Raw genomic sequence first — 20,075 nt, forward strand, 5'->3', positions numbered from 1 at the left:
CGGTGCACAGCATGATCGATCACGCCCGGGCCCTGCCCGTCGACGCGCCTTTCGGCCTGATCACCAATGCCGGCAAGAGCTTCGGCGCCGACAAGCGCGGCCAGGGCGGCATGGTGGCGCTGCAACAGGTGAACTACCGCCTGGAGCAGGGCTCGCTCGTCGCCCTGCTCGGCCCGTCCGGCTGCGGCAAGACCACGCTGCTGCGCATGGTCGCCGGCATGACCAAGGCCTCGACCGGCAAGATCGAGATCCGCGGCCGCGAGGTCGACGGGCCGCAGGACGATTTCGGCTTCGTGTTCCAGACGCCGAACCTGCTGCCCTGGCGCAGCGTGCTCAGCAATGTGCTGTTCCCGATGGAGATCAAGCACCGGCTGGACAAGGCGGCGCGCGCCCGCGCCATGGAGCTGCTGGCCCTTGTCGGCCTCGACGGCTTCGCCGCGAGCCGGCCGCATGAGCTCTCCGGCGGCATGAAGCAGCGGGTGGCGCTCTGCCGCGCGCTGATCCATCAGCCCTCGCTCCTCTTGATGGACGAGCCGTTCGGCGCGCTCGACGAACTCACCCGCATGGAGATGCACGATCTCTTGCTGAACATCCGCAAGGTCACCGGCGCGACCGTCATGTTCGTCACCCACAGCGTGTCCGAAGCGGTTTATCTCGCCGACGACATCCTGGTGTTCAGCCGCCGCCCCGGCCGGGTCATCGACCAGATCAAGATCGACATCGCTTATCCGCGCCACCACGAGGTTCGCTTCTCACCCGAATTCAACGATTACGAGCGGCGTGCCAGCGCCGGGCTCGGGGTGCTGCACAGCCATGGATAAGATCACCCGCTTCGTCTATCCGCTCGTCGGCCTCGTCGGGCTGCTGGCCGCCTGGCACTTCTATGTCGTCTGGTTCAACGTGCCCATGGCGGTGCTGCCCAAGCCCCTCGCCGTATGGGAGGCCACCCTGAAGAACTGGCCGCTGCTCGTCGACGAGGGCAAGGTGACGCTGATGGAAAGCGTCTACGGCTTCCTGCTCGCCTTTGCCTTCGGCGTGCCCCTGGCGGTGGCGATCTCCTCGTCGCGGGTCCTGAACCTGATGTTCTATCCGCTCCTGATCGCCACCCAGTCGCTGCCGAAAGTGGCGCTGGCGCCGCTGCTGCTGATCTGGCTCGGCACCGGCATCGAATCCAAGCTCGCCATTGCCTGGCTCGTCGCCTTCTTCCCGATCGTCGTCGATACCGCCACGGGCCTGCGCGGCACGCCGGCGGAGTTCCTCGATCTCGCCACGTCGGTGCGTGCCAACGGCTGGCAGACCTTCTGGAAGATCCGTTTTCCGGCCGCCCTGCCCTTCGTCATTTCCGGCTCGAAAGTGGCGATCACGCTCGCCGTCATCGGCGCCGTCATCGGCGAATTCATCGGCTCCAACGAAGGGCTCGGCAACCTGCTTCTGGTGGCCAATTCCCAGGTCAATACGCCGCTGGCCTTCGCCGCCCTGTTCGGCCTCGCCGTGCTCGGCATCGTGCTCTACGCGGTGGTCGCCGGCGTCGAGCTGGCGCTGAAACCCTGGTTCGGTGAGATGCGCCATGGCTGAGACCGGCATGACCTTTGCGAAAGATCCGATCGCCCTCGACGTGCACGCCCACCTGATCCCGGTGGCCGATGACCGGCTCGCCGGCTTTACCGGCGTCACCTGGGACGCAGCCACCGAAAAGCTCGTCGTCGACGGCCATGGCATCGGGTTGAAGAGCCTGTTCCGGCCGGAGGCCCTGATCCGGTGGATGGCCGAAAACGTCGTCGACCACGCCTGGATCTCGGCGCCGCCGCCGACCTACCGGCCGACGCTCGGCGCGGACGAGGCGCTGCGCTGGAGCGACGCGCTGAATGCCGGGCTGCAAGCCATCGCCGAAGCCCATCCGGACAAGTTCTCGGTGCTGTTCCATTTGCCGGTCGAGCATCCCGAGGTCGCCGCCGTGATCGCCTCGGAGTGGATCGCGCGCGGCCACAAGCGCTTCGCCATGCCGGCGGGCGGTGCCGGCATCATGCTGTCGGCCCCATCCTATGCGCCGCTCTGGCAGGTGCTGGACGGCGCCGCGGCCTTCCTGTTCCTGCATCCGGGCGAGAGCTGCGACGCCCGTCTCGACCCGTTCTATCTCGCCAATCTCCTGGGCAATCCGACAGAAACTGCGGTCGCCAGCGCCCACTTGGTGTTTGGCGGCATCTTGCAGCGGCATCCGCGGCTGACGGTCTGCCTCGCCCATGCCGGCGGCACCACGGCCGCGCTCGCCGGGCGCTTCGAACGGGGTTTTGAGACGGATCGACCGGGTCTCGACAAGGAGCTGGAACCACCGCGCCGGACGCTGAAGCGTCTTTGCGTCGACTGCATCGCCCATGACGCGGCGGGGCTGATGCTGGCGGCCGAGGTGTTCGGTCCGGACCGCATCCTGTTCGGCTCGGACTGGCCGTTCCCGATGGGCCTGCCCAAGCCGCATGAACAGATGGCGGGGGTCGAGGCAGGGTTGCGAAAGGCGATCTTCTGCGACAATGCGAGGATGTTGGTGGACGAAGGTTAGACCCTGCGTCATCTACTCCGAAGACGAAAAAGCACCGACATATCAACCCTCTCCCATAGGGAGAGGGTGGCGCCGTCAGGCGCCGGGTGAGGGTCGTGAGCGTACAGGACTGATGCAATGCGCGTCGCGCATGCCGCCTTGTCCGGAGAGGGACGTCCCCTCATCCGGCGCCTGACGGCGCCACCTTCTCCCCATGGGAGAAGGTTGGTTCAGAGGGCGGTGCCGTCAACTGCCGGGGATAGGTCGCAAGCTCTCAGAACTCACGCCAATGCGCGTCGCGCATGCCGCCCTCTCCGGAGATGGACATCCCCTCATCCGGCGCCTGACGGCGCCACCTTCTCCCTATGGGAGAAGGTTAGATCAAGGGCGCCGCCCTTCCCTCACGCGTCCGGCAGGACCGCGATGGCGTTGATCTCGATGAGATAGTCGGGCGAGGTCATCTTGGTGATCTCGACCATGGTGGAGGCCGGCGCGATGCCGGTGAAATATTCGCGGCGAACCTTATGGATCGCATCGAAATGCTCCATGTTGCGGACGTAGACATCGACCCGGCAGATGTCGTCGAGCGTGCCGCCGGCCTCCTCGACCGCCGCCTTCAGGTTCTCGCAGACCTGGCGGGTCTGTTCCGAGACGTCGCCGACGCCGGCGATCGAGCCGTCGGCGCGACGTGCCGTCATGCCCGACAGGAAGACGAGCTTGCCGCGCGCCTCGATGGTGGTGGCCTGGGAGAAATGGCCGTTCGGCTGGCGCAGCTTGGCGCTGGTGATCTTTTGCTTGGGCATGAGAAACTCCGGATTAGCGGGACAGGGATGAGGGCAGCGCGACGCCGAGCTTGGCGGCGGCGGCGGCAAGGGCCGCGGCGGTCGCCGAGGCGAGCGCGCAGGTGCCGGTGAAGGTTTGGTGCGCCTTGATCGCCCGGTCGCCCGGCATGCGCACGGGCACCGCGCCAGGCGCGAGCCGCGAGGCCCTGACCTGGTCGGCGAAACCGCTCGCGGCGGCGGCGAAATCGGCGACCGGCCGGAAACCCGCTATGTCGATCGCCAGGAACAGGTTGGACGAGGCGTACGGCTTGGCGAGGTCGCCATAAAGCGGCTGCACCGCCTGGCCGATGGCGCCGGATGCCAGTCCGCCGGTCATCAGGTCGATCATCACCGCCAAGCCGAATCCCTTGGCGCCGGCGGCCGGCAGCAGCATGCCCTTGATCGCCTCGGCGGGATCGGTGGTCGGCACGCCCGCGGCATCGGTCGCCCAGCTCGGCGGGATCGCGTCGCCCCGGCTTTCGGCCAGCCGGATCTTGCCCATGGCGCCGGCGCTGAGCGCCAGATCGAGCACCATGGGCTCGCCATCGGTCGGCACGGCAATGGCGATCGGATTGTTGCCGACCACCCGCTCCGCGCCCCCCGGCGCCGGCATCAGCGGCCGGGTATTGGCCATGACCATGCCGATGCAGCCCTGCTGCGCCATGCTGCGGGCAAAGCGCCCGGCCGCGCCGAAATGGAAGGCATTGCGCACGGCAATCGCCGCCAGGCCGTGACCGCGGGCACGCGCCACCGCGAGTGCGGCAGCCCGTTCGGCGGTGACGTGACCCAGGCCGTTTTCGGCGTCGAGCACCACCTGGGCGCCGGTGTCCGAGACGATGCGACCTTCGGCGGCCGGCGCCACCGAGCCGGCGGCGATCCGGTCGAGATACATCGGCAGCAGCATCAGGCCGTGCGAGCCGAGGCCTTCGATATCGGCGTCGACAAGCGCTTCGGCGACTATGACGGCATGGGCCTCGGGCGTACCGGAGGCGACCAGCAGGCGCCGGGCGAGATCGACCAGATCGGCGGCGGGAAGCGAGAGTTGGCCGCTCATGCGACGCGGCCTTGAACAGCGGGCGCCATCAATGTGCGTCCCGCTCGTCGGTGTACCAGGCCGGCTTCTCCGGATAATGCGGGCCGTCATACATCTCGACGACCACGGTTTCCTCGTGCGCCAGGGTCGGCCCGTGCACATTGCCCTTGGGGTTGCAGTAGAAGCTGCCGGCCTTCAGCGTCACGCCCGTCGCGGTATATTCGTAATGGCCCGACAGGCAGAACATGAACTGGTTCGAGGCATGCAGGTGCGGCAGCGGAATGCTCGCGCCCTTGTCGAACTTGATCAGCGCAATGGTGGCACCGGTGGCCTCGTCGCGCCACAGCATCTTCTCGTGCACGCCCTTCAGCGACTTCTCGCGCCAGGGCATGGATGCTGTCTGGAGCAGAATCTCCTCCAGCTTGGGGGCACCTTCGGGGAGCTGCATCTTGGGCCTTTCTGCCGCGGAAAACCGCCGTGTTGGTCGCGATGCTCCACATGATATTTCACGTGATGTGTTTTGCAAGCGACATTCGTTCCGGCCAACCGGCGGCGGGGCGCGAAAGGCCGTTGGCAACAGGGCATCGCGCCGACGCAATCGTTTGAAAACTCGGGCTAAAGGCGAAACGCCTCTTGCCTGGACGGCGGCTTTGCGGCGACATCGCCAAAGCGGCGGCGCAAGCCGCGAACCGCCCCACCGGAGTCCATGGATTCGACGATGCCCGGAGCCTCGAAGCGGCCCTCGACCACCCCCGCCGTCCGCGCCGTCGCCGCCGACCTGATCGCCGTGCTGGTGGCGGTGACCGGGGGCGAGCCGCGGGTGGCGACCATTGGCGAGGCCAATGCCCTGCCCTCGGGTCCGTTCGAGCTCAGCCACCGCTCGCTGCAATCCGGCCTGCGGGCCTGGGTCGAGGCGCAGACCGCCCACCCGCTCGGCTATGTCGAGCAGCTCTATACTTTCGCCGACCGCGACCGCAGCGGCGAGGACCCCGAGCAGCGCGTCATTTCGATCAGCTATCTCGGCCTGACCCGCGAGGAGCCGGCGGGAGCCGCCGCATCGGGCTGGCGCAGCTGGTATGATTATTTCCCCTGGGAGGACTTCCGCGCCGGCACGCCGGCCTTATGCGACGCGGTGCTGGCGCCGCGCCTCAAGGCCTGGGCCGATGCCGCAGCCGACACCAAGGCGGCCCGCGATCGCTGGCAGCGCGCGGCGATCACCTTCGGCTTCGACGGCCGCGGCTGGAACGAGGAACTGGTGCTGCAGCGCTACGAGCTGCTGTTCGAAGCCGGCCTCGTTCCCGAGGCCGCCCGCGACCGGCCGGCCAGCAAGACAGCACTGTTGCCCGGCCGCCCGATGCTGTCGGACCATCGGCGGATCCTGGCGACCGGCATTGCGCGGCTGCGCGCCAAGATCAAGTACCGGCCGGTCGTGTTCGAACTGATGCCGCCGACTTTCACGCTTCTGCAACTGCAGCGCAGCGTCGAGGCGCTGGCCGGCCACCTCCTGCACAAGCAGAATTTCCGCCGGCTGATCGAGCAGCAGGACCTGGTCGAGGAGACCGGCGCGATCAGCCAGGACACCGGCGGACGCCCGGCCAAGCTGTTCCGCTTCCGTCACGAGGTGCTGGCCGAACGCGCCGTCGCCGGCACGAAACTGCCCCTTTCCAGGCCTTGACATTCTTTATGCTCAGGATCAGCATAAGCCATCATATGCTCACTGAGAGTATAACAAGATGGCAACGACCTCCTCGGTTCTCGAACGCACGGCTCCCCTCTACGAGCGGGTCAGGCGGGTCATCCCGCCAATGGAATGGCCAGCCTTTGCCGGCGACGTCGACGCCATCCTGGAGCTGAAGCGACGGCGCAACGCGGTGATCCTGGCGCATAATTACCAGACGCCCGAGATCTTCCACTGCGTCGCCGACCTGGTCGGCGACAGCCTGGCTCTGGCACGCAAGGCAATGACCGTCGAGGCCGACGTGATCGTGCTGGCCGGCGTGCATTTCATGGCCGAGACGGCCAAGCTGCTGAACCCTGAGAAGACCGTGCTGATCCCGGATCTCGGCGCCGGCTGCTCGCTGGCGGATTCGATCACCCCGGCCGATGTCCGCCTGATGCGCCAGCGTTATCCCGGCGTGCCCATCGTCACCTATGTCAACACGTCGGCCGCGGTGAAGGCGGAATCGGACATTTGCTGCACATCCGGCAATGCCAGGGCAATCGTCGAATCGCTCGGCGTCGACAGGGTGATCATGCTGCCCGACGAATATCTGGCGCAGAACATCGCAGCCGAAACCGCTGTCGAGATCATCGCCTGGAAGGGCCATTGCGAGGTGCATGAGCGCTTCTCGCCCGCGGATATCAGGCAATTGCGCGAGGACAATCCCGGCGTCACCGTGCTCGCCCACCCGGAATGCCCGCCTGACGTGGTGGCCGAAGCCGACTTTTCCGGCTCGACCGCCGCCATGTCCGACTATGTCGAGACGAAAAAGCCGCCGCGCGTCGTGCTGATGACCGAATGCTCGATGAGCGACAATGTCGCGGTCCAGCATCCCGAGGTCGAGTTCATTCGCCCCTGCAATCTCTGCCCGCATATGAAGCGGATCACGCTCGGCAATATCAGGCAGGCGCTGGAGCTGAACCGTCATGAGGTGACGATCGATCCGGCGCTGGCCGGCCGGGCGCGCCTGGCGGTGGAAAGGATGCTGGCGATATGACCCCCGACATCGCAGACCTTCAGGGCCGGCCGGTGATCATCGGCGGCGGCATGGCCGGCCTGATGACGGCGCTGGCGCTGGCGCCGGAGCCGGTCGTGGTGCTGAGCAAGGCGCCGCTCGGGCAGGACGCTTCGAGCGCCTGGGCACAGGGCGGCCTGGCCGCGAGCCTCGGGCCCGACGACGGCCCGGCGCTGCACGCGGCCGACACGATCGCCGCCGGCGACGGACTTTGCGACGCGCAGGTCGTCGCGCGGATAACCGATGCCGGCCCCCGGGCCATCGAGACGCTGGCGAGGCTCGGCGTCGGCTTCGACCGCGAACCGGACGGCGGCCTGTGCCTGGGCCTCGAGGCAGCCCATGGCCGGAACCGGATCGTCCATGCGCTCGGCGACGGCACCGGCCGTGAGATCATGCGGGCACTGACCGCCGCGGTCGGCCGGACGCCATCGATCACCGTCATGGCGGGTTTCGAGGCACGCCGCCTGCTGGTCGAGGACAATGCCGTTCGTGGCGTGCTGGCCGCCGGCCCGTCGGGGCCGGTGACACTCGCAACGACCCGGGTCGTCATCGCCACCGGCGGCATTGGCGGCCTGTTTCTCGACAGCACCAATCCCCTCGGCTGTTTCGGGCAGGGCCTGGCACTCGCCGCCCGTGCCGGCGCGCGGCTCGCCGATCTCGAATTCATCCAGTTCCACCCGACGGCTTTCGACGGACCGGATCGGCCGATGCCGCTGATCAGCGAAGCGGTGCGCGGCGAAGGCGCCCTTCTGGTCGACGAGACCGGCCGGCGTTTCATGGCCGATCAGCCGGGCGCGGAACTCGCGCCTCGCGATGTCGTGGCCCGCGCCGTCTGGCGCCATCTCGGCAAGGGCCACCGGGCATTCCTGGATGCCCGACAGAAACCCGGCGCGGACTTCGCCCGCCGTTTCCCCGCCATCGCGGCCGTCTGCCGGGCCGCTGGCATCGACCCGGCTGTCGATCCGATCCCGATCCGCCCGGCCGAGCACTATCATATGGGCGGCATCGCGGTGGACGAGGCCGGACGGAGTTCGGTCGGCGGATTATGGGCGCTGGGCGAAGCCGCTTCGACCGGGCTGCACGGCGCCAACCGGCTCGCCAGCAATTCGCTGACCGAGGCCGCCGTGACGGCGGGCTGGGTCGCCGAGAGCGTGGCTGCGACAGCCGAACGACGCATGCCGCCGCCGCGACCGATCGCGCCGCCGCCACCGCCTGATCCCGCCACGGTCAGGCCGATCCTGTCGCGCGCCGTCGGCGTGCTGCGCGACCGGCAAAGCCTGGAGGCGGCGGTGCGCGCCCTTCTGCCGCTCGCCTCCAGTTCCGGCCCGGCCAGCGATCCCGCCGCCGTCGGACTGATGATGGCGGTCGCCGCCCTCGCCCGGGAAGAAAGCCGCGGCGGGCATTGGCGTACCGATTTTCCGCAGACCGGCGCGCTCGCGCGCCACTCCATGCTGACGCTCGACCAGGCCTTCGCGGCGGCATGGGACCACGCACCCGCGGCCCGGAGGTTCGGCTGATGGCCCCTTCCCCTCATCTCGCTCCCCTGGCTTCGGTCCTGTTCGACCCCCTGGTGCGCGCCGCTCTCCTCGAGGATCTCGGCCGGGCCGGCGACATCACCACCGACGCCATCGTGTCGCCGGGGCTCGCTGCGACCCTGACGCTGACGGCCCGCCAGCCCGGCACCGTCGCGGGCCTCGACCCCGCCAGTCTCGCCTTCCGGCTGGTCGAGCCGCGGATCGAGATCGCTGTCGAGAGGCCCGACGGCAGCGCCGTTGCCGCCGGGCAGGTCATCGCCACCGTCAGGGGCCCGGCGCGCGGCCTGCTGACCGCCGAACGCACCGCGCTCAACCTGCTCTGCCATCTCAGCGGCGTCGCCAGCGCCACCGCCTCCGTGGTCGCGGCCGTGTCGGGCCACAAGGCGCGGATCGTCTGCACGCGCAAGACGACACCGGGGCTGCGCGCATTGGAGAAATATGCGGTCCGGGCCGGCGGCGGTTCCAATCATCGCTTCGGCCTCGACGATGCCGTGCTGATCAAGGACAACCATGTCGCGCTGGCCGGCGGCATCCGGCCCGCCATCGAAAGGGCGCGGGCGGGCGTTGGCCATCTCGTCAAGATCGAGGTCGAGGTCGATACGCTCGCCCAGCTCGACGAAGCCCTGGCGATCGGCGTCGATGCGGTGCTGCTCGACAACATGAGCACGGACGACCTGACACGCGCCGTCGCCATGGTCGGCGGCCGCGCCGTCACCGAGGCGTCCGGCCGGGTCACGCCCGTGACCGCGCCGGCGATTGCCGCGACCGGCGTCGACCTGATCTCGATCGGCTGGCTGACCCATAGCGCGCCGGTGCTCGATATCGGGCTCGACTACCACGCGTGAGGCGCCTGACCAAGGATATCCCGGACACGGCACTAGGCCTTGGCGCGAGCTGCGCCCGTCGCAGCAGGCTCAGGTCACGTCGGAGCGCCGGTCTTCAGCTCCTCGACGATGGCCTGACGGAGCTTGTATTTCTCCACCTTGTTGGTCGGCGTCCGCGGAATGTCGGCGACAACCCGCACGTGTCGAGGCCGCATATATTTGGGCATGTTCTCGGACGCGAAAGCGTGAACGGATTGTTCGGTCAGCGGTTCGCCGGCGACAGCGACGACGAAGGCGACGACCTGATCTTCATCGCCCTCGCTGCTGGGTATGGCGACCGCAGCACTCATCTGGATCATCGGATGCTGATTGAGCACATCCTCGACCTGGAAGGATGAGAGATTCTCACCTCGCACCCTGATCCGGTCACCCAATCGATCGACATAGTAGAACATGCCGTCGCTGCCCCGGACCGCCGCATCCCCGGTGTGGAACCAGAGATTGCGATAGGCCTTCACGGTCGCTTCCGGCTTGCGAAGGTAGGAGTGCAGGAAAATCCCGGGCAGCCGCGGCCGCAGCGTGAGGTGGCCGACGACCTCGTCGTCGCACTCCTCGTCCAGTTCGTCGCGAACCGCCACGTCGACGAAGGCGGTCGGGATGCCCATCAGGCCCTTGCGGGTCACGCTCGCTCCGGGGAGCATCGGCATGCCGTAGCGCTGGACGATGTCCGCCACCTCGGCATGGGAGAACCCGCGGTAGAGATCGTCAGGCGTGCCCTCCCCCGGTTTCGTTTCCTCGAGGACGACCGTCAGCCCGGCGCCGGATTCGGTCTGGCCGAAACCGGCGCTGACGAAATCAATGCCGAACCGCTGGGAGAATTCGTGATGCTGCAGCGGCAGCGGCTGCATATGGACCTTGTTCAGGGTGTTCCGCCGGTCATGGTCGGACGGCGGCGCCTTGTTCAGCCAGGGGATCATGACATCGAGCAGGATCGCCGTCGTCACGCGCCGAGCCGCGATCCGGGACCAGAAACTGTCGGGGCTGAACCGGTTCCACGTCGCAACCTCGCAGCCGGCCCAGGCCGCCCGGCAGACGTTCGCGATGGCTCCCCCGACATGATACATGGGAAGATCATTGTAGATCACGTCGTCCTGGTGAATGAACGCGCGGAGACTGAACGTATATTGCGTCATCCACCGGTATGGCAGAACCACACCTTTGGACGGCCCGGTGGTGCCGGATGTGTAGATCAGATTGGCGGGATCGTCGAAGGACACCGCAATGCCGGGGGCCTGCGCCGGCCTGGTCAATTCGGACCAGGCGATTTCCGTGAAGCCGGCGCGAAGGACAGGTGGTTCCGCGATGTAGTCATGCGCTCCGGGCTCGGGGCTGTAGACGATGATGGTCGGCTTGACCTCGACGGCATCCAGGACGTCGTTGAGCACCGGCAGGAGCTGCCCATCCGTGACGACCAGCGTCGGAGCCGTGTCGTTGAGCTGGTAGGTCAGGAGCCGCCCGGTATAGGCGAAATTCACGGGGCAATAGACCGCCCCCGCCTTCCAGATGCCGAACATCATGAGCGCGCTGGTGAGCGCGTTCCGGCAGAAGACGCTGACGCGATCGCCCTTCACGATGCCGAGGCGGACGAGGTTGCCGGCAATGGCATCCGCCCTGCGGACAAAGTCGGCATAGGTCAGCGTCTCATCGTCCTCGCCATAATAGAAGAACGTGCGGTCGCCCGCGACGGCGGCCCAATGATCGAGCCGCGCGGTAATGATCTCGCCGTCCGCCGTCAGCAGTTCCGTCAGTTCCCGCTCGTTCACTGCGTCATCCTCCCATCACGTGTTTTTGGTGTCGTCGCGGTTGCGACCGGCTGTTTCGTTCAAGGCCGCGTTCCGAATTTGGGCCGCCCGAGCACTTCAGGCAGAAGGCGATAGGCGTCCTTGACCCAGTCGCAGAGCAGCGACCGGCTTTCGCGGGGATCGATGACATCCTGCACGCCGAAGCGCTCGGCGGTCCGGAATGGCGAGCCGATGCGTTCGAGCTGGCGGGCGATGCGCGCGATGGCGGCGTCACGGTCCGGAGCCGTCGCGAGTTCCGCGCGAAACGCCGCCTCGATGCCGCCCTGCTGCGGCAATGACCCCCAGGCGCTCGATGGCCAGGCCCAGCTCCGGTTCGCGCGGTGCCGGTTGACGGCTCCGGCGCCGCCGACCCCGAACACGCGTCGCAGGACGAGCTCCGCCTGGGGCACCCGGGCCTGGTAGATGGCCGTGATGGCACGCGCGCCGTAACGGATGGTTCCCTGCTGCTCGGCCACGGTGCCGATCGACATGCCGGCCTGATCGGTCAAGCTCACGATCGGAAGATGAAACGTCTCGCAGAGGTCGACGAGGCGAATTGCGGCCATGGCCCCTTCGGCCGTCATGGTCGCGCCTTTCGAGAGATCGGTGGTGATGACGCCGACCGGATGGCCGTCGAGCCGGGCCAGGGCGGTAAACGTCGACCCGCCATATTCGGCATAGGGAAATACCGAGCCCTGATCGAACACCGCGTCCAGGATCGGGGCGATGGCATAGGGGCGGCGCTCGTTGCGCGGGATCGCGGCCAGAAGCGCCTCTTCGCTCCGCTCGCACGGATCGTCACAGGCCACCACCGGGGGCATTTCGAAGACGCTGCCCGGCAAGTAGGACAGGAAGCGGCGCAGGACGTCATAGGCTTCGCGCTCGCTGCCGACGAAACGCTCGACCATGCCGTTGTTCCGGTGCACGGCCGCGCCCCCCAACTCCTCCTTCGTCAGATTTTCCCGGGTGGCGGACAAGACGATGGGCGGGCCCGCGGTGAAGATCTGGCCGATCCCTTCGACCATGATCGCAAGGTGGGACATGACCAGCCTCGCGGCACCGAGGCCAACCGTCGGTCCGAGACAGGCGGCCACCACGGGAACCAGCGAGAGATTGTCGGTGACGGCCTCCCAGCCGGGATTCACCGGCAGGTAGTGGAAGCCCTGTTCCTGCGCCATCTTGACGCTGCCGCCGCCGCTCGCGCCATCGAGCAGCCGCACGACGGGCAGCCGCATCTGGTTGGCATAGAGTTCGGCGAAGATCTGCTTCTCGTGGATCGCCGCATCGCCCGAACCGGCGCGAAGGGTGAAGTCGTCGGCGCCGATGACAATCTTGCGACCATCGAGCCGCCCCGTGCCGGCAACGAAATTGGCCGGCACCACCGCGGTCAGCTCGCCGTCCTCGTCATAGGTGGCAAACCCCGTCAGCGCACCGATTTCGCGGAAGCTGTCGGGATCGATCAGCGCATCGATCCGATCGCGAACCGTCAGTTTGCCTTCCGAGCGCTGGCGCGCGACCTTTGCCGGCCCGCCCATGGCGCGGGCGAACGCCTTGCGGCGCTCGATCTCCGCGACCTCCTTGGCCCAACCCGCATCCTCTTCGGCCGCCCGGGTTTCTTGCCTTGGCGCGGCGGAAGCGCCTTCGCCCTGGCGGATCCGAACGAGCGCGGCCCCCTCCGCAGCGGCCTCGCCCACTTTGACCGACACGGCGAGAACCGTGCCTCCCGCCGCGGCCCGCACGACGTGTTCCATTTTCATGGCCTCCAGGACCATGAGGCCGTCTCCGGCCCCGACAACGTCGCCCGGTTTGACGGAGACCGTGACGACCATGCCGTGCATCGGAGCCGGTACGAGAACCACCCCCTCCTCCGGCTCGCCGATATCGGCCTCGCCCACGCCGCCCGCCGGCGTCGCCGGCAGGTCCGGGACCGCAGACGCCGGCGGCGCGAACATGACCTGCGTCGCCGCCGCCGCGAGGAGCTCGGGCAGATGCTCGCCGACCAGGGCCGTGTCGAACTCTCCGGACAGGACGGCGGGATGCTGGAGAATGCTGAGAAGAAGCGGGATATTGGTGGGAACGCCGCCGATATGGAATTCCCGCAGGGCGTTGCCCGCATTGATCGCGGCGCTCTTGAACGAGCGCCCGCGCACCACGACCTTCGCCAGCAGGGGATCGTAGCGCAGGCTGGTCGTGTATCCGGCATAACCGTAGCCATCGACGCGCACATGCGGCCCGGAAGGCGGCGTGTAGGCGGTCAATCGTCCCGCCCGCGGAATCGGCGTCCCATTGGGAAGCAGCGTCTCGAGATTGACCCGCGCCTGGATCGCGAAGCCGTCCACCGGCGGCGGCCGCAGAAGACCAAGGTCGGCCAGCGTGGCGCCGAGGGCGATCCTGATCTGGGTCTGGACCAGATCGACGCCGGTCACCTCCTCGGTGATGGTATGCTCGACCTGCAGGCGCGGATTGGCCTCCATGAACCAGAAATCGTCGGCTCGCACGAGGAACTCGAAGGTTCCAAGGCTGCGGTATTCGACGTGTTGCGCGAGTTTCACGGCAACCGCCAGGATCTGCTCGCGAAGCTTCGGTCGCAGCGACGGAGCCGGCGCGATTTCGACGAGCTTCTGGTGACGCCTCTGGATGGTACAGTCGCGCTCCCAGAGATGGCACACGGCGCCTGTCCCGTCGCCAACCACCTGCACCTCGATGTGCCGGGCGGCGGGCAGGAGCGTCTCGACATACAGATTGCCGTTGCCGAAGGCCTGCTGGGCTTCCGAACGGCACCGTTCGAAAGCCTCGTCGAGTTCGCGCGGGTTCCGCACGGCGCGCATGCCCCTGCCCCCGCCGCCGGCAATGGCTTTCAGCATCACCGCGCCATGGGCCTGTGCGAAGGCCCGCGCCTCATCCAGTGTCGTCGGCCGACTGGTCCCGGGGACGACGGGCACGCCGATGCTCTCGGCCAGCCTGCGGGCGCTGATCTTGTCGCCGAACTGCTCGAGCACCTCGCTCGACGGGCCGATGAACCGCAAACCGGCGGCAACGCATCGACGGGCAAAGTCCGCGTTCTCGCTGAGGAACCCATAGCCCGGATGAACCGCGGTGCAGCCGGTTTCCCGCGCGATCGCGATGATCGCATCCTGGGCGAGATAGGCAGCAGCACCCTCGCCGGGCAGTTGGCGCGATTGATCGACATAGCTCTTGTGCAGCGAGGCAGCATCGTCCGCCGCATAGATGCCGACCGTCGACAGCCCGATCTCCCGGGCCGCGCGCGCGATCCGAATGGCGATCTCGCCTCTGTTTGCCACCAATATCGTACTCAAGAAAACCTCCTGGCCTGGCCGCCCGCCATCGGCGGCCGTACCGCATCCGAAAAAGTGTCAGACCGGCCGATCGCCGCCGGTCACAGTCCGCGCATCAGCATGTCGGCCACGACGTCCATGGCCTCCTCCCGTGTCACGCCACCGCCCTCGCGGTACCAGATGGCCAGCGACAGGCAGGTCTGAATGACGGTGAAGGCAGTCGCCTTGGCGTTTCGTCTGACGAAGACGCCCTCCGTCATCCCCTGCTCCAGGAGGCCGATCAGAAGCTTCTCGTAATCGCGCTCGATCGACCGCACCTGCGCCGCGTGCGCCTCGTCCAAGCCGATTGTCGTGGGGGTGAGAATGACGTGCCGGGAGAATTCGTCGAAGCTGGTCGCGCTGAGATCGCGTATGGCCATCTCCACACGCTCTCGGACCGGAATGGGACGCTTCGCGATCACTTCCAGCCGCGTCGCCGCGCCTCCGGACGCCACGCGCCGCGTTTCGACGATCAGATCCTGTTTGCTCTGGAACTGATAGTAGAGGATCCCCTTGCTGCAGCCCATCTCGGCGGCGATGTCATCCATCGTCGCGCCGCCATAGCCATTACGCGCAAACACCTTGCCTGCTGCCGCGAGGATCTGACGGCGCTGCTCCTCCCGTTGCTCTGGATTTCTGACAACGCTTCCGCGAAGCCCAATTCTGGTCATGACCTCACACCTTTTCCACCCGCCACCCGTGCCAGCTGGCCGTCGCGCCCGGCATGATGGCGACCGCATGGGCTCCTGCAAGGTCGGCGGCCGCCGACGCCACCGGATCGAGGCGCGCGCAGATTAGACCAACCGGTTTATTTCTATTGGTATGATTTGCTTTCAAGGCGGTGGCTGCTTTTTCCGGATAAACGAATGTGCTGCGATCTGCGTGACGCCCGGCGTGTCGGCCACGCCTGCCCCACGCCTTGTTCAACTTCGCCGGAAGGTCGGATCGAGTGCCTCGCGCATGGACTCGCCGAGCATGTTGAAGGCCAAGGCCGTGACGAGAATGGCAATCCCCGGCGGATACATGAGTTCCGGCGCGATCTCCATGTTCTGATAGGCACGGGCCAGCATGGAACCCCAGCTGGCATCGGGCGGCTGAATCCCCAGCCCGAGAAAACTCAGACTGGCTTCCGCCAGAAGAGCGGCGGCAAGCAGCAACGTCACCTGGACGATCACCGGCTGTACGGTATTGGGCAGAACGTGCCGCCAGAGGATATGCGCGGTATGGGCTCCGAAGCACCGCGCGCTGTCGACATAGAGTTCGTTGCGAACCACCAGTGTGCGGGCACGCACGAGGCGCGCGAGCTGGGGCGCGAACACGATGCCAACGGCGATCATCCCGGTCGTGAGACCTATTCCAAGAGCCCCCGTGACGGCAATTGCGAGAACGATGGCGGGAAACGAGAGAAAGCTGTCGATGACACGACTGATGACCTCGTCGATCCAGCCGCCGAGATAGCCCGCAACGAGCCCGGTCGGGACACCTATGAGAACGGCGACCGCGACGGCGAGGAAGCTCGCATAAAGCGAGGCCGCGCCGCCGTGGAGCAAACGACTGAACGTGTCTCTGCCGAGATCGTCGGTACCGAGCCAGTGCTGCCCCGACATCGCGGAGAAGGTCGCGTCGAGATCCTGCTGCGTCGGCGAGTATGGCGCGAGCCAGGGCGCCAGAACCGACAGAAGCATGAGCGCCAGGAGGAACATCAGGCTGAGCGCGCCACGAAGGTCGGCGCAAAGCCAGCGCAAGAAGGCGCGTCCCGGCGCGGGCGGTTCAGCTTGCAGGGCAATATCCGCCATCACGCCACCCTCGGATCCAGAACCTTGTAGAGAATGTCGGTGAGCAGATTGATCGCGACGACAACCAGGACCATGGCGAAGACCACCCCTTGCACCACGGGAAAATCCCGATTGAGGGCGGCATTGACCACGATGCCCCCCATGCCGGGGATCGCGAACACCGCCTCCACGACCACGGTTGCGGCGAGCAGACGATTGAACAGAAGACTGGTGACGGTCAGCAAATTGACGCTGACGTTCTTCAGTCCATGCCGCCACAGGATCGCGGATGGCGTCAGCCCCTTGGCGTGAAGCGTCCGGACGTGCTGCGACGAGAGAATTTCGACAAGCGACGAGCGAAGCTGTCGCGTGACTTCGGCCACGCTCCCGGCGGCCAGCGCCAGGGCCGGCAGGATTGCGTGAGTCAGGGCGCCGCCGACGCTCGTGCCCAGTGGCACGGCTCCCGTCGCCGGCAGCCAGTTCATCTGCAGGGCGAAGAACGACACCAGGAGCATGCCGAGCCAGAAATTCGGCACCGCGACCCCGACCGAGGCGACCGACATGACCAGATTGTCCAGCCAGGTCCCCTGCCGGCTGGCGGCCAGGACTCCGAGGGGGATGCCGACCAGCAAGGCGATCGACATGGCCAGCGCCACGATCAGCAAAGTATTCGGGAAGCAACGCAGGATGGTGTCGAGAACCGCCTCGCCCGACAGCAGCGAGCGCGAGAGGTCGCCCTGCAGGGCCTTCCCGATCCAGCTGGCGTACTGGACGAAAAACGAGCGATCGAGACCGTAGAGCGTGCGGATCTCGGCGATCCGCTCCTCCGTTGCGTTCTCCCCGGCAAGTGTCACGGCAACATCGCCCGGAACCAGCTTGAGCAGCGAAAACACGATGAACGTCGCCAGCACGACGACCGGGATCGTCTGTGCCAGCCGACGAAGGATCGCCATCTGCTTGGGTCGAATGGTCATGCGCGCTCCCCGCAAGGAAGCATCGGCGCCATCGCGTGACGGCGCCGATGCCGGCCGTTACCCGATGTGCATATGTTCGAACTTCGGCTTGCCGAGCAGATCCGGCTTATAGCCCTTGGCGCGCGGCGCGATCGCGTCGAGCTCGTACTGGAAGGCGATCGGCACCACCAGCGCGTTCTCCATGACGAACCGCTGGATCCTGCCGAACACCGCCGCACGCGTGGTCATGTCTTCGTTCTGCCGGCTCTCCTGCAGCATGGCGGTCAGTTGCGCATCCGCCTCGCGGCCGGCGTTGTAATAGGATCCTTCGGCGAACAGGGCGCTGTAGGTCATGCTCGGGTCGGGACGGCCGGTCCAGGCCGACAGCAGCGCGTCGAACCGCTTCTCGCTGCCGAAGAACTGCGCGGTGATCTCCGGCAGCGTGCCACGGGTGAATTTGACGCGGATCCCGACCTCTTTCAGTTGCGCCTGAATCACCTCGCTGCGCTGCACCGAATCCTGGTCGTTGTAGGCGCCCATATGCACTTCCAGGCCGTCCTTGAAGCCAGCCTCCGCCAGCAGCGCGCGCGCTTTCTCCGGATTGTACGGGTAGAGGGTGGAGACCGACTTGTCGTAGGCCCAGTGGGGCTTCGGCAGCGACATGGTCGCGACCTCGCCGAGCCCGCCCATGGCGGCGCGCACGAAGGTCTCGCGGTTGATGGCGAAATTGATCGCCTGCCTGACCTTGAGGTTGGCGAGCGTGCCGCGCGCATAGTTGACGTAGAGCTGGACGCAGTAGAGCGTCGGAGCCGCGACGGTCTGCAGTGTCCGCGAACGCTCGATGACGGGCTTCAGCCGGGCCGGCAGCTGATAGGCCATATCCAGTTGCCCCGCGGACACCGCACGCAAGGCGGTCGCCGCCTCGGGGATGATGCTGAACTCGATGCCGTCGAGGTAAGGCCGGCCGGGACGCCAGTAGGTTTCGTTCCTTGTCACGACGACCTTCTCGTTGTCGGTCCAGCTCACGAATTTCCAGGGACCGGCGCCTACCGGCTTGCGGTTGGTATCCGGCCCCAGGGCCGTGACGCTGGCGGGCGAGGCCATCATGCCGGCGCGGTCCGAGAGGATCGCCGGCAGCGAGGCATCGGCCACCTTGAGCTTCAGCACGAGCTGGTGCGATCCGGTGACCTCCACCGTTTCGATACTAACCAGGTCCGCCTTGATGTTGGAGCGCTCGTTCTGGCGGCCGCGGTCGAGATTGAATTTGACCGCTTCGGCGTCCAGATCGGTGCCGTCATGGAACTTCACGCCCTTCTCGATGTCCAGCACCATCCGGGTCGGCTCGGGGAAAGACCATTTGGCGAGCCCCGGCTTGGGCGCCAGCGTCTCGTAATCCCATTCGACCAGCGTGTCGTACATGGACCAGAGAATGCTGTGATCGAAGCCCGAGCCGCCGGTCGCCGGATCCAGCGACGACGGGTTGGAGGGAACGGCGACCTTGAGGACGCCGCCCTTCTTGATGGCTTCCTGGGCGAAGGCCGGCAGCCCCTGGACCGCCGTGAGCGTCGCCGCGCCGGCGAAGCATAGGATGTCGCGCCGCGACAGTCCGGGATCGCTGGCCTGCCTGTTGTCCGTCATCTGATCCTCCCTCTTGTTGAGCCGCCGAGGCCTATGCCTGTTCGAAATGCGGCGGCCCTTGTGGCGTCGCGTAATGGCAGGCCACGGAGTGGCCCGGCCTGAGTTCGCGCCAGCCCGGAGCGGTTGCCGCGCATTGCTGCTGCGCGGCCGGGCAGCGCGTGCGGAAGCGGCAGCCCGATGGGGGCGCGATCGGGTTCGGGATCTCGCCCTGAAGGGCAATTCGCCGCGCGGGTCGCATCGCGGCCGGAAGCGGCAGCGGCTCGGCCGAGAGCAGCGCCCGCGTATAGGGATGCAGCGGGCGCTCGATCACATCCTCGGCCGGCCCAAGTTCCATGAGCTTGCCGAGATAGGTCACCGCGATGCGATCCGAGATGTGCGATACGACCGAGATGTCGTGCGTGATGAACACGTAGGTGAGATCGAACTCTCGCTGCAGGTCCGCGAACAGGTTGAGGATGTTGCCCCGGACCGAAACGTCGAGGGCGGCGACGACCTCATCGCAGACAATGACCCGCGGGCGCAGCATGAGCACACGGGCGATGTTGACGCGCTGCTTCTGGCCGCCGGAGAGCTGATGCGGATACCGGTCCGCGAATTCGGGCGAGAGCCCGACATGGCCCAGCATCGCCAATCCATCCTGGCGACGGGATCCGGCATTGCCGAGGCCAGCGATCTCCGCGGGCTCGACGATGCTGTCCAGGATCGTCATGCGCGGGTTCAGGGCGGCATTCGGATCCTGGAAAATGATCTGATAGTCACGCCGCTGCATCCGCAGGCTCTTGCCGCGCATGGTCGACAGGTCCGCGCCGTCATGCCGGATGCTGCCCGCAGTCGGCTTGACCAGCGAGACCAACGCCCGGCCAAGCGTGGTCTTGCCTGATCCCGACTCCCCGATGATCCCCAGTGTTTCGCCCTTGTGGACATCGAAATCGATGCCATCGACCGCCTTGACCGTGTGCAGGCCATCGCGAGTCGGGAATTCGATCCGCAGTCCCCTCACCGAAATCACCGGGCCGGCCGCGCCGGCGCCGGTGTCGGGCAAGCCACGAGCG

At 66.9% G+C, this 20,075-nt stretch carries 17 protein-coding genes; 7 read left to right on the forward strand and 10 right to left on the reverse strand.

The features are described 5' to 3' along the window. Nucleotides 1-11 precede the first annotated feature (11 nt). From AC07WJ_RS25915 to AC07WJ_RS25925, 3 genes are read left to right on the forward strand one after another with little or no spacing between them, the layout of a single operon-like run. On the forward strand, nt 12-821 hold the full coding sequence (locus AC07WJ_RS25915) for an ABC transporter ATP-binding protein (RefSeq protein ID WP_494937572.1): 810 nt from the start codon (nt 12-14) through the stop codon (nt 819-821). Beyond that, a complete protein-coding gene (locus AC07WJ_RS25920) occupies nt 814-1,575 on the forward strand; it encodes an ABC transporter permease (protein WP_494937573.1) in 762 nt (253 codons plus the stop codon). Before AC07WJ_RS25915 ends, AC07WJ_RS25920 begins: the two co-directional genes overlap by 8 nt. 7 nt (nt 1,576-1,582) lie before the next feature. Next, nucleotides 1,583-2,554, forward strand: a complete 972-nt coding sequence (locus AC07WJ_RS25925; protein WP_494937574.1) for an amidohydrolase family protein — start codon at nt 1,583-1,585, stop codon at nt 2,552-2,554. A gap of 380 nt (nt 2,555-2,934) precedes the next feature. Here AC07WJ_RS25925 and AC07WJ_RS25930 read toward each other — a convergent pair whose 3' ends face one another. The 3 genes from AC07WJ_RS25930 to AC07WJ_RS25940 are packed head-to-tail and all read right to left on the reverse strand — an operon-like array spanning nt 2,935 to nt 4,985. Beyond that, nucleotides 2,935-3,336 carry a RidA family protein gene (locus AC07WJ_RS25930; RefSeq protein ID WP_494937575.1) on the reverse strand — a complete coding sequence of 134 codons (402 nt, stop codon included), beginning with the start codon at nt 3,334-3,336 and terminating at the stop codon, nt 2,935-2,937. A 13-nt stretch (nt 3,337-3,349) separates the two neighbouring features. Further along, complete coding sequence (locus tag AC07WJ_RS25935) at nt 3,350-4,408, reverse strand: Ldh family oxidoreductase (RefSeq protein WP_494937576.1); 1,059 nt, start codon at nt 4,406-4,408, stop codon at nt 3,350-3,352. 28 nt (nt 4,409-4,436) lie between these two features. Further along, on the reverse strand, nt 4,437-4,985 hold the full coding sequence (locus AC07WJ_RS25940; RefSeq protein WP_494937577.1) for a cupin domain-containing protein: 549 nt from the start codon (nt 4,983-4,985) through the stop codon (nt 4,437-4,439). A gap of 120 nt (nt 4,986-5,105) precedes the next feature. Between AC07WJ_RS25940 and AC07WJ_RS25945 the strand changes: the two genes are divergently transcribed. From AC07WJ_RS25945 to nadC, 4 genes are read left to right on the forward strand one after another with little or no spacing between them, the layout of a single operon-like run. Next, nucleotides 5,106-6,062, forward strand: coding sequence for an NUDIX hydrolase (locus AC07WJ_RS25945; RefSeq protein WP_494937578.1), 957 nt, complete (start codon nt 5,106-5,108; stop codon nt 6,060-6,062). A gap of 58 nt (nt 6,063-6,120) precedes the next feature. Continuing rightward, nucleotides 6,121-7,104, forward strand: coding sequence for a quinolinate synthase NadA (gene nadA / locus AC07WJ_RS25950; RefSeq protein ID WP_494937579.1), 984 nt, complete (start codon nt 6,121-6,123; stop codon nt 7,102-7,104). Beyond that, on the forward strand, nt 7,101-8,639 hold the full coding sequence (locus AC07WJ_RS25955; RefSeq protein ID WP_494937580.1) for an L-aspartate oxidase: 1,539 nt from the start codon (nt 7,101-7,103) through the stop codon (nt 8,637-8,639). The genes nadA and AC07WJ_RS25955 overlap by 4 nt, the downstream gene beginning before the upstream one ends. Further along, the gene (nadC, locus tag AC07WJ_RS25960) at nt 8,639-9,502 is read left to right on the forward strand and encodes a carboxylating nicotinate-nucleotide diphosphorylase (RefSeq protein ID WP_494937581.1); all 864 of its coding nucleotides are present in this window, start codon (nt 8,639-8,641) and stop codon (nt 9,500-9,502) included. Before AC07WJ_RS25955 ends, nadC begins: the two co-directional genes overlap by 1 nt. 74 nt (nt 9,503-9,576) lie before the next feature. Here the strand turns inward: nadC and AC07WJ_RS25965 are convergent, their stop codons facing one another. The 7 genes from AC07WJ_RS25965 to AC07WJ_RS25995 form a co-directional block, all read right to left on the reverse strand. Beyond that, entirely contained in the window at nt 9,577-11,304 is a 1,728-nt protein-coding gene (locus tag AC07WJ_RS25965; protein WP_494937582.1) for an AMP-binding protein, read from the reverse strand. 59 nt (nt 11,305-11,363) lie between these two features. Further along, nucleotides 11,364-14,639 carry an acetyl-CoA carboxylase family protein gene (locus AC07WJ_RS25970; protein ID WP_494937583.1) on the reverse strand — a complete coding sequence of 1,092 codons (3,276 nt, stop codon included), beginning with the start codon at nt 14,637-14,639 and terminating at the stop codon, nt 11,364-11,366. Nucleotides 14,640-14,719: 80 nt separating this feature from the next. Beyond that, entirely contained in the window at nt 14,720-15,328 is a 609-nt protein-coding gene (locus AC07WJ_RS25975; RefSeq protein WP_494937584.1) for a TetR/AcrR family transcriptional regulator, read from the reverse strand. 252 nt (nt 15,329-15,580) lie between these two features. After that, nucleotides 15,581-16,453, reverse strand: coding sequence for an ABC transporter permease (locus tag AC07WJ_RS25980; RefSeq protein ID WP_494937585.1), 873 nt, complete (start codon nt 16,451-16,453; stop codon nt 15,581-15,583). Further along, on the reverse strand, nt 16,453-17,406 hold the full coding sequence (locus tag AC07WJ_RS25985) for an ABC transporter permease (protein ID WP_494937586.1): 954 nt from the start codon (nt 17,404-17,406) through the stop codon (nt 16,453-16,455). The genes AC07WJ_RS25980 and AC07WJ_RS25985 overlap by 1 nt, the downstream gene beginning before the upstream one ends. A 57-nt stretch (nt 17,407-17,463) precedes the next feature. Beyond that, nucleotides 17,464-19,023 carry an ABC transporter substrate-binding protein gene (locus AC07WJ_RS25990; RefSeq protein WP_494937587.1) on the reverse strand — a complete coding sequence of 520 codons (1,560 nt, stop codon included), beginning with the start codon at nt 19,021-19,023 and terminating at the stop codon, nt 17,464-17,466. A 31-nt stretch (nt 19,024-19,054) separates the two neighbouring features. Continuing rightward, nucleotides 19,055-20,065 (reverse strand): ABC transporter ATP-binding protein, encoded by a 1,011-nt coding sequence (locus AC07WJ_RS25995; RefSeq protein ID WP_494937588.1) that lies wholly within the window; start codon nt 20,063-20,065, stop codon nt 19,055-19,057. Nucleotides 20,066-20,075: the final 10 nt, after the last annotated feature.

This window comes from Phreatobacter sp. GW821-FHT04C01, assembly GCF_059420385.1.

Coding starts and splice junctions, on each gene's coding strand:
- AC07WJ_RS25915 (WP_494937572.1), top strand. CDS start 12: ATGATCGATCACGCCCGGGCCCTGCCCGTCGACGCGCCTTTCGGCCTG.
- AC07WJ_RS25920 (WP_494937573.1), top strand. CDS start 814: ATGGATAAGATCACCCGCTTCGTCTATCCGCTCGTCGGCCTCGTCGGG.
- AC07WJ_RS25925 (WP_494937574.1), top strand. CDS start 1,583: ATGACCTTTGCGAAAGATCCGATCGCCCTCGACGTGCACGCCCACCTG.
- AC07WJ_RS25930 (WP_494937575.1), bottom strand. CDS start 3,336: ATGCCCAAGCAAAAGATCACCAGCGCCAAGCTGCGCCAGCCGAACGGC.
- AC07WJ_RS25935 (WP_494937576.1), bottom strand. CDS start 4,408: ATGAGCGGCCAACTCTCGCTTCCCGCCGCCGATCTGGTCGATCTCGCC.
- AC07WJ_RS25945 (WP_494937578.1), top strand. CDS start 5,106: ATGCCCGGAGCCTCGAAGCGGCCCTCGACCACCCCCGCCGTCCGCGCC.
- nadA (WP_494937579.1), top strand. CDS start 6,121: ATGGCAACGACCTCCTCGGTTCTCGAACGCACGGCTCCCCTCTACGAG.
- AC07WJ_RS25955 (WP_494937580.1), top strand. CDS start 7,101: ATGACCCCCGACATCGCAGACCTTCAGGGCCGGCCGGTGATCATCGGC.
- nadC (WP_494937581.1), top strand. CDS start 8,639: ATGGCCCCTTCCCCTCATCTCGCTCCCCTGGCTTCGGTCCTGTTCGAC.
- AC07WJ_RS25975 (WP_494937584.1), bottom strand. CDS start 15,328: ATGACCAGAATTGGGCTTCGCGGAAGCGTTGTCAGAAATCCAGAGCAA.
- AC07WJ_RS25980 (WP_494937585.1), bottom strand. CDS start 16,453: ATGGCGGATATTGCCCTGCAAGCTGAACCGCCCGCGCCGGGACGCGCC.
- AC07WJ_RS25985 (WP_494937586.1), bottom strand. CDS start 17,406: ATGACCATTCGACCCAAGCAGATGGCGATCCTTCGTCGGCTGGCACAG.
- AC07WJ_RS25990 (WP_494937587.1), bottom strand. CDS start 19,023: ATGACGGACAACAGGCAGGCCAGCGATCCCGGACTGTCGCGGCGCGAC.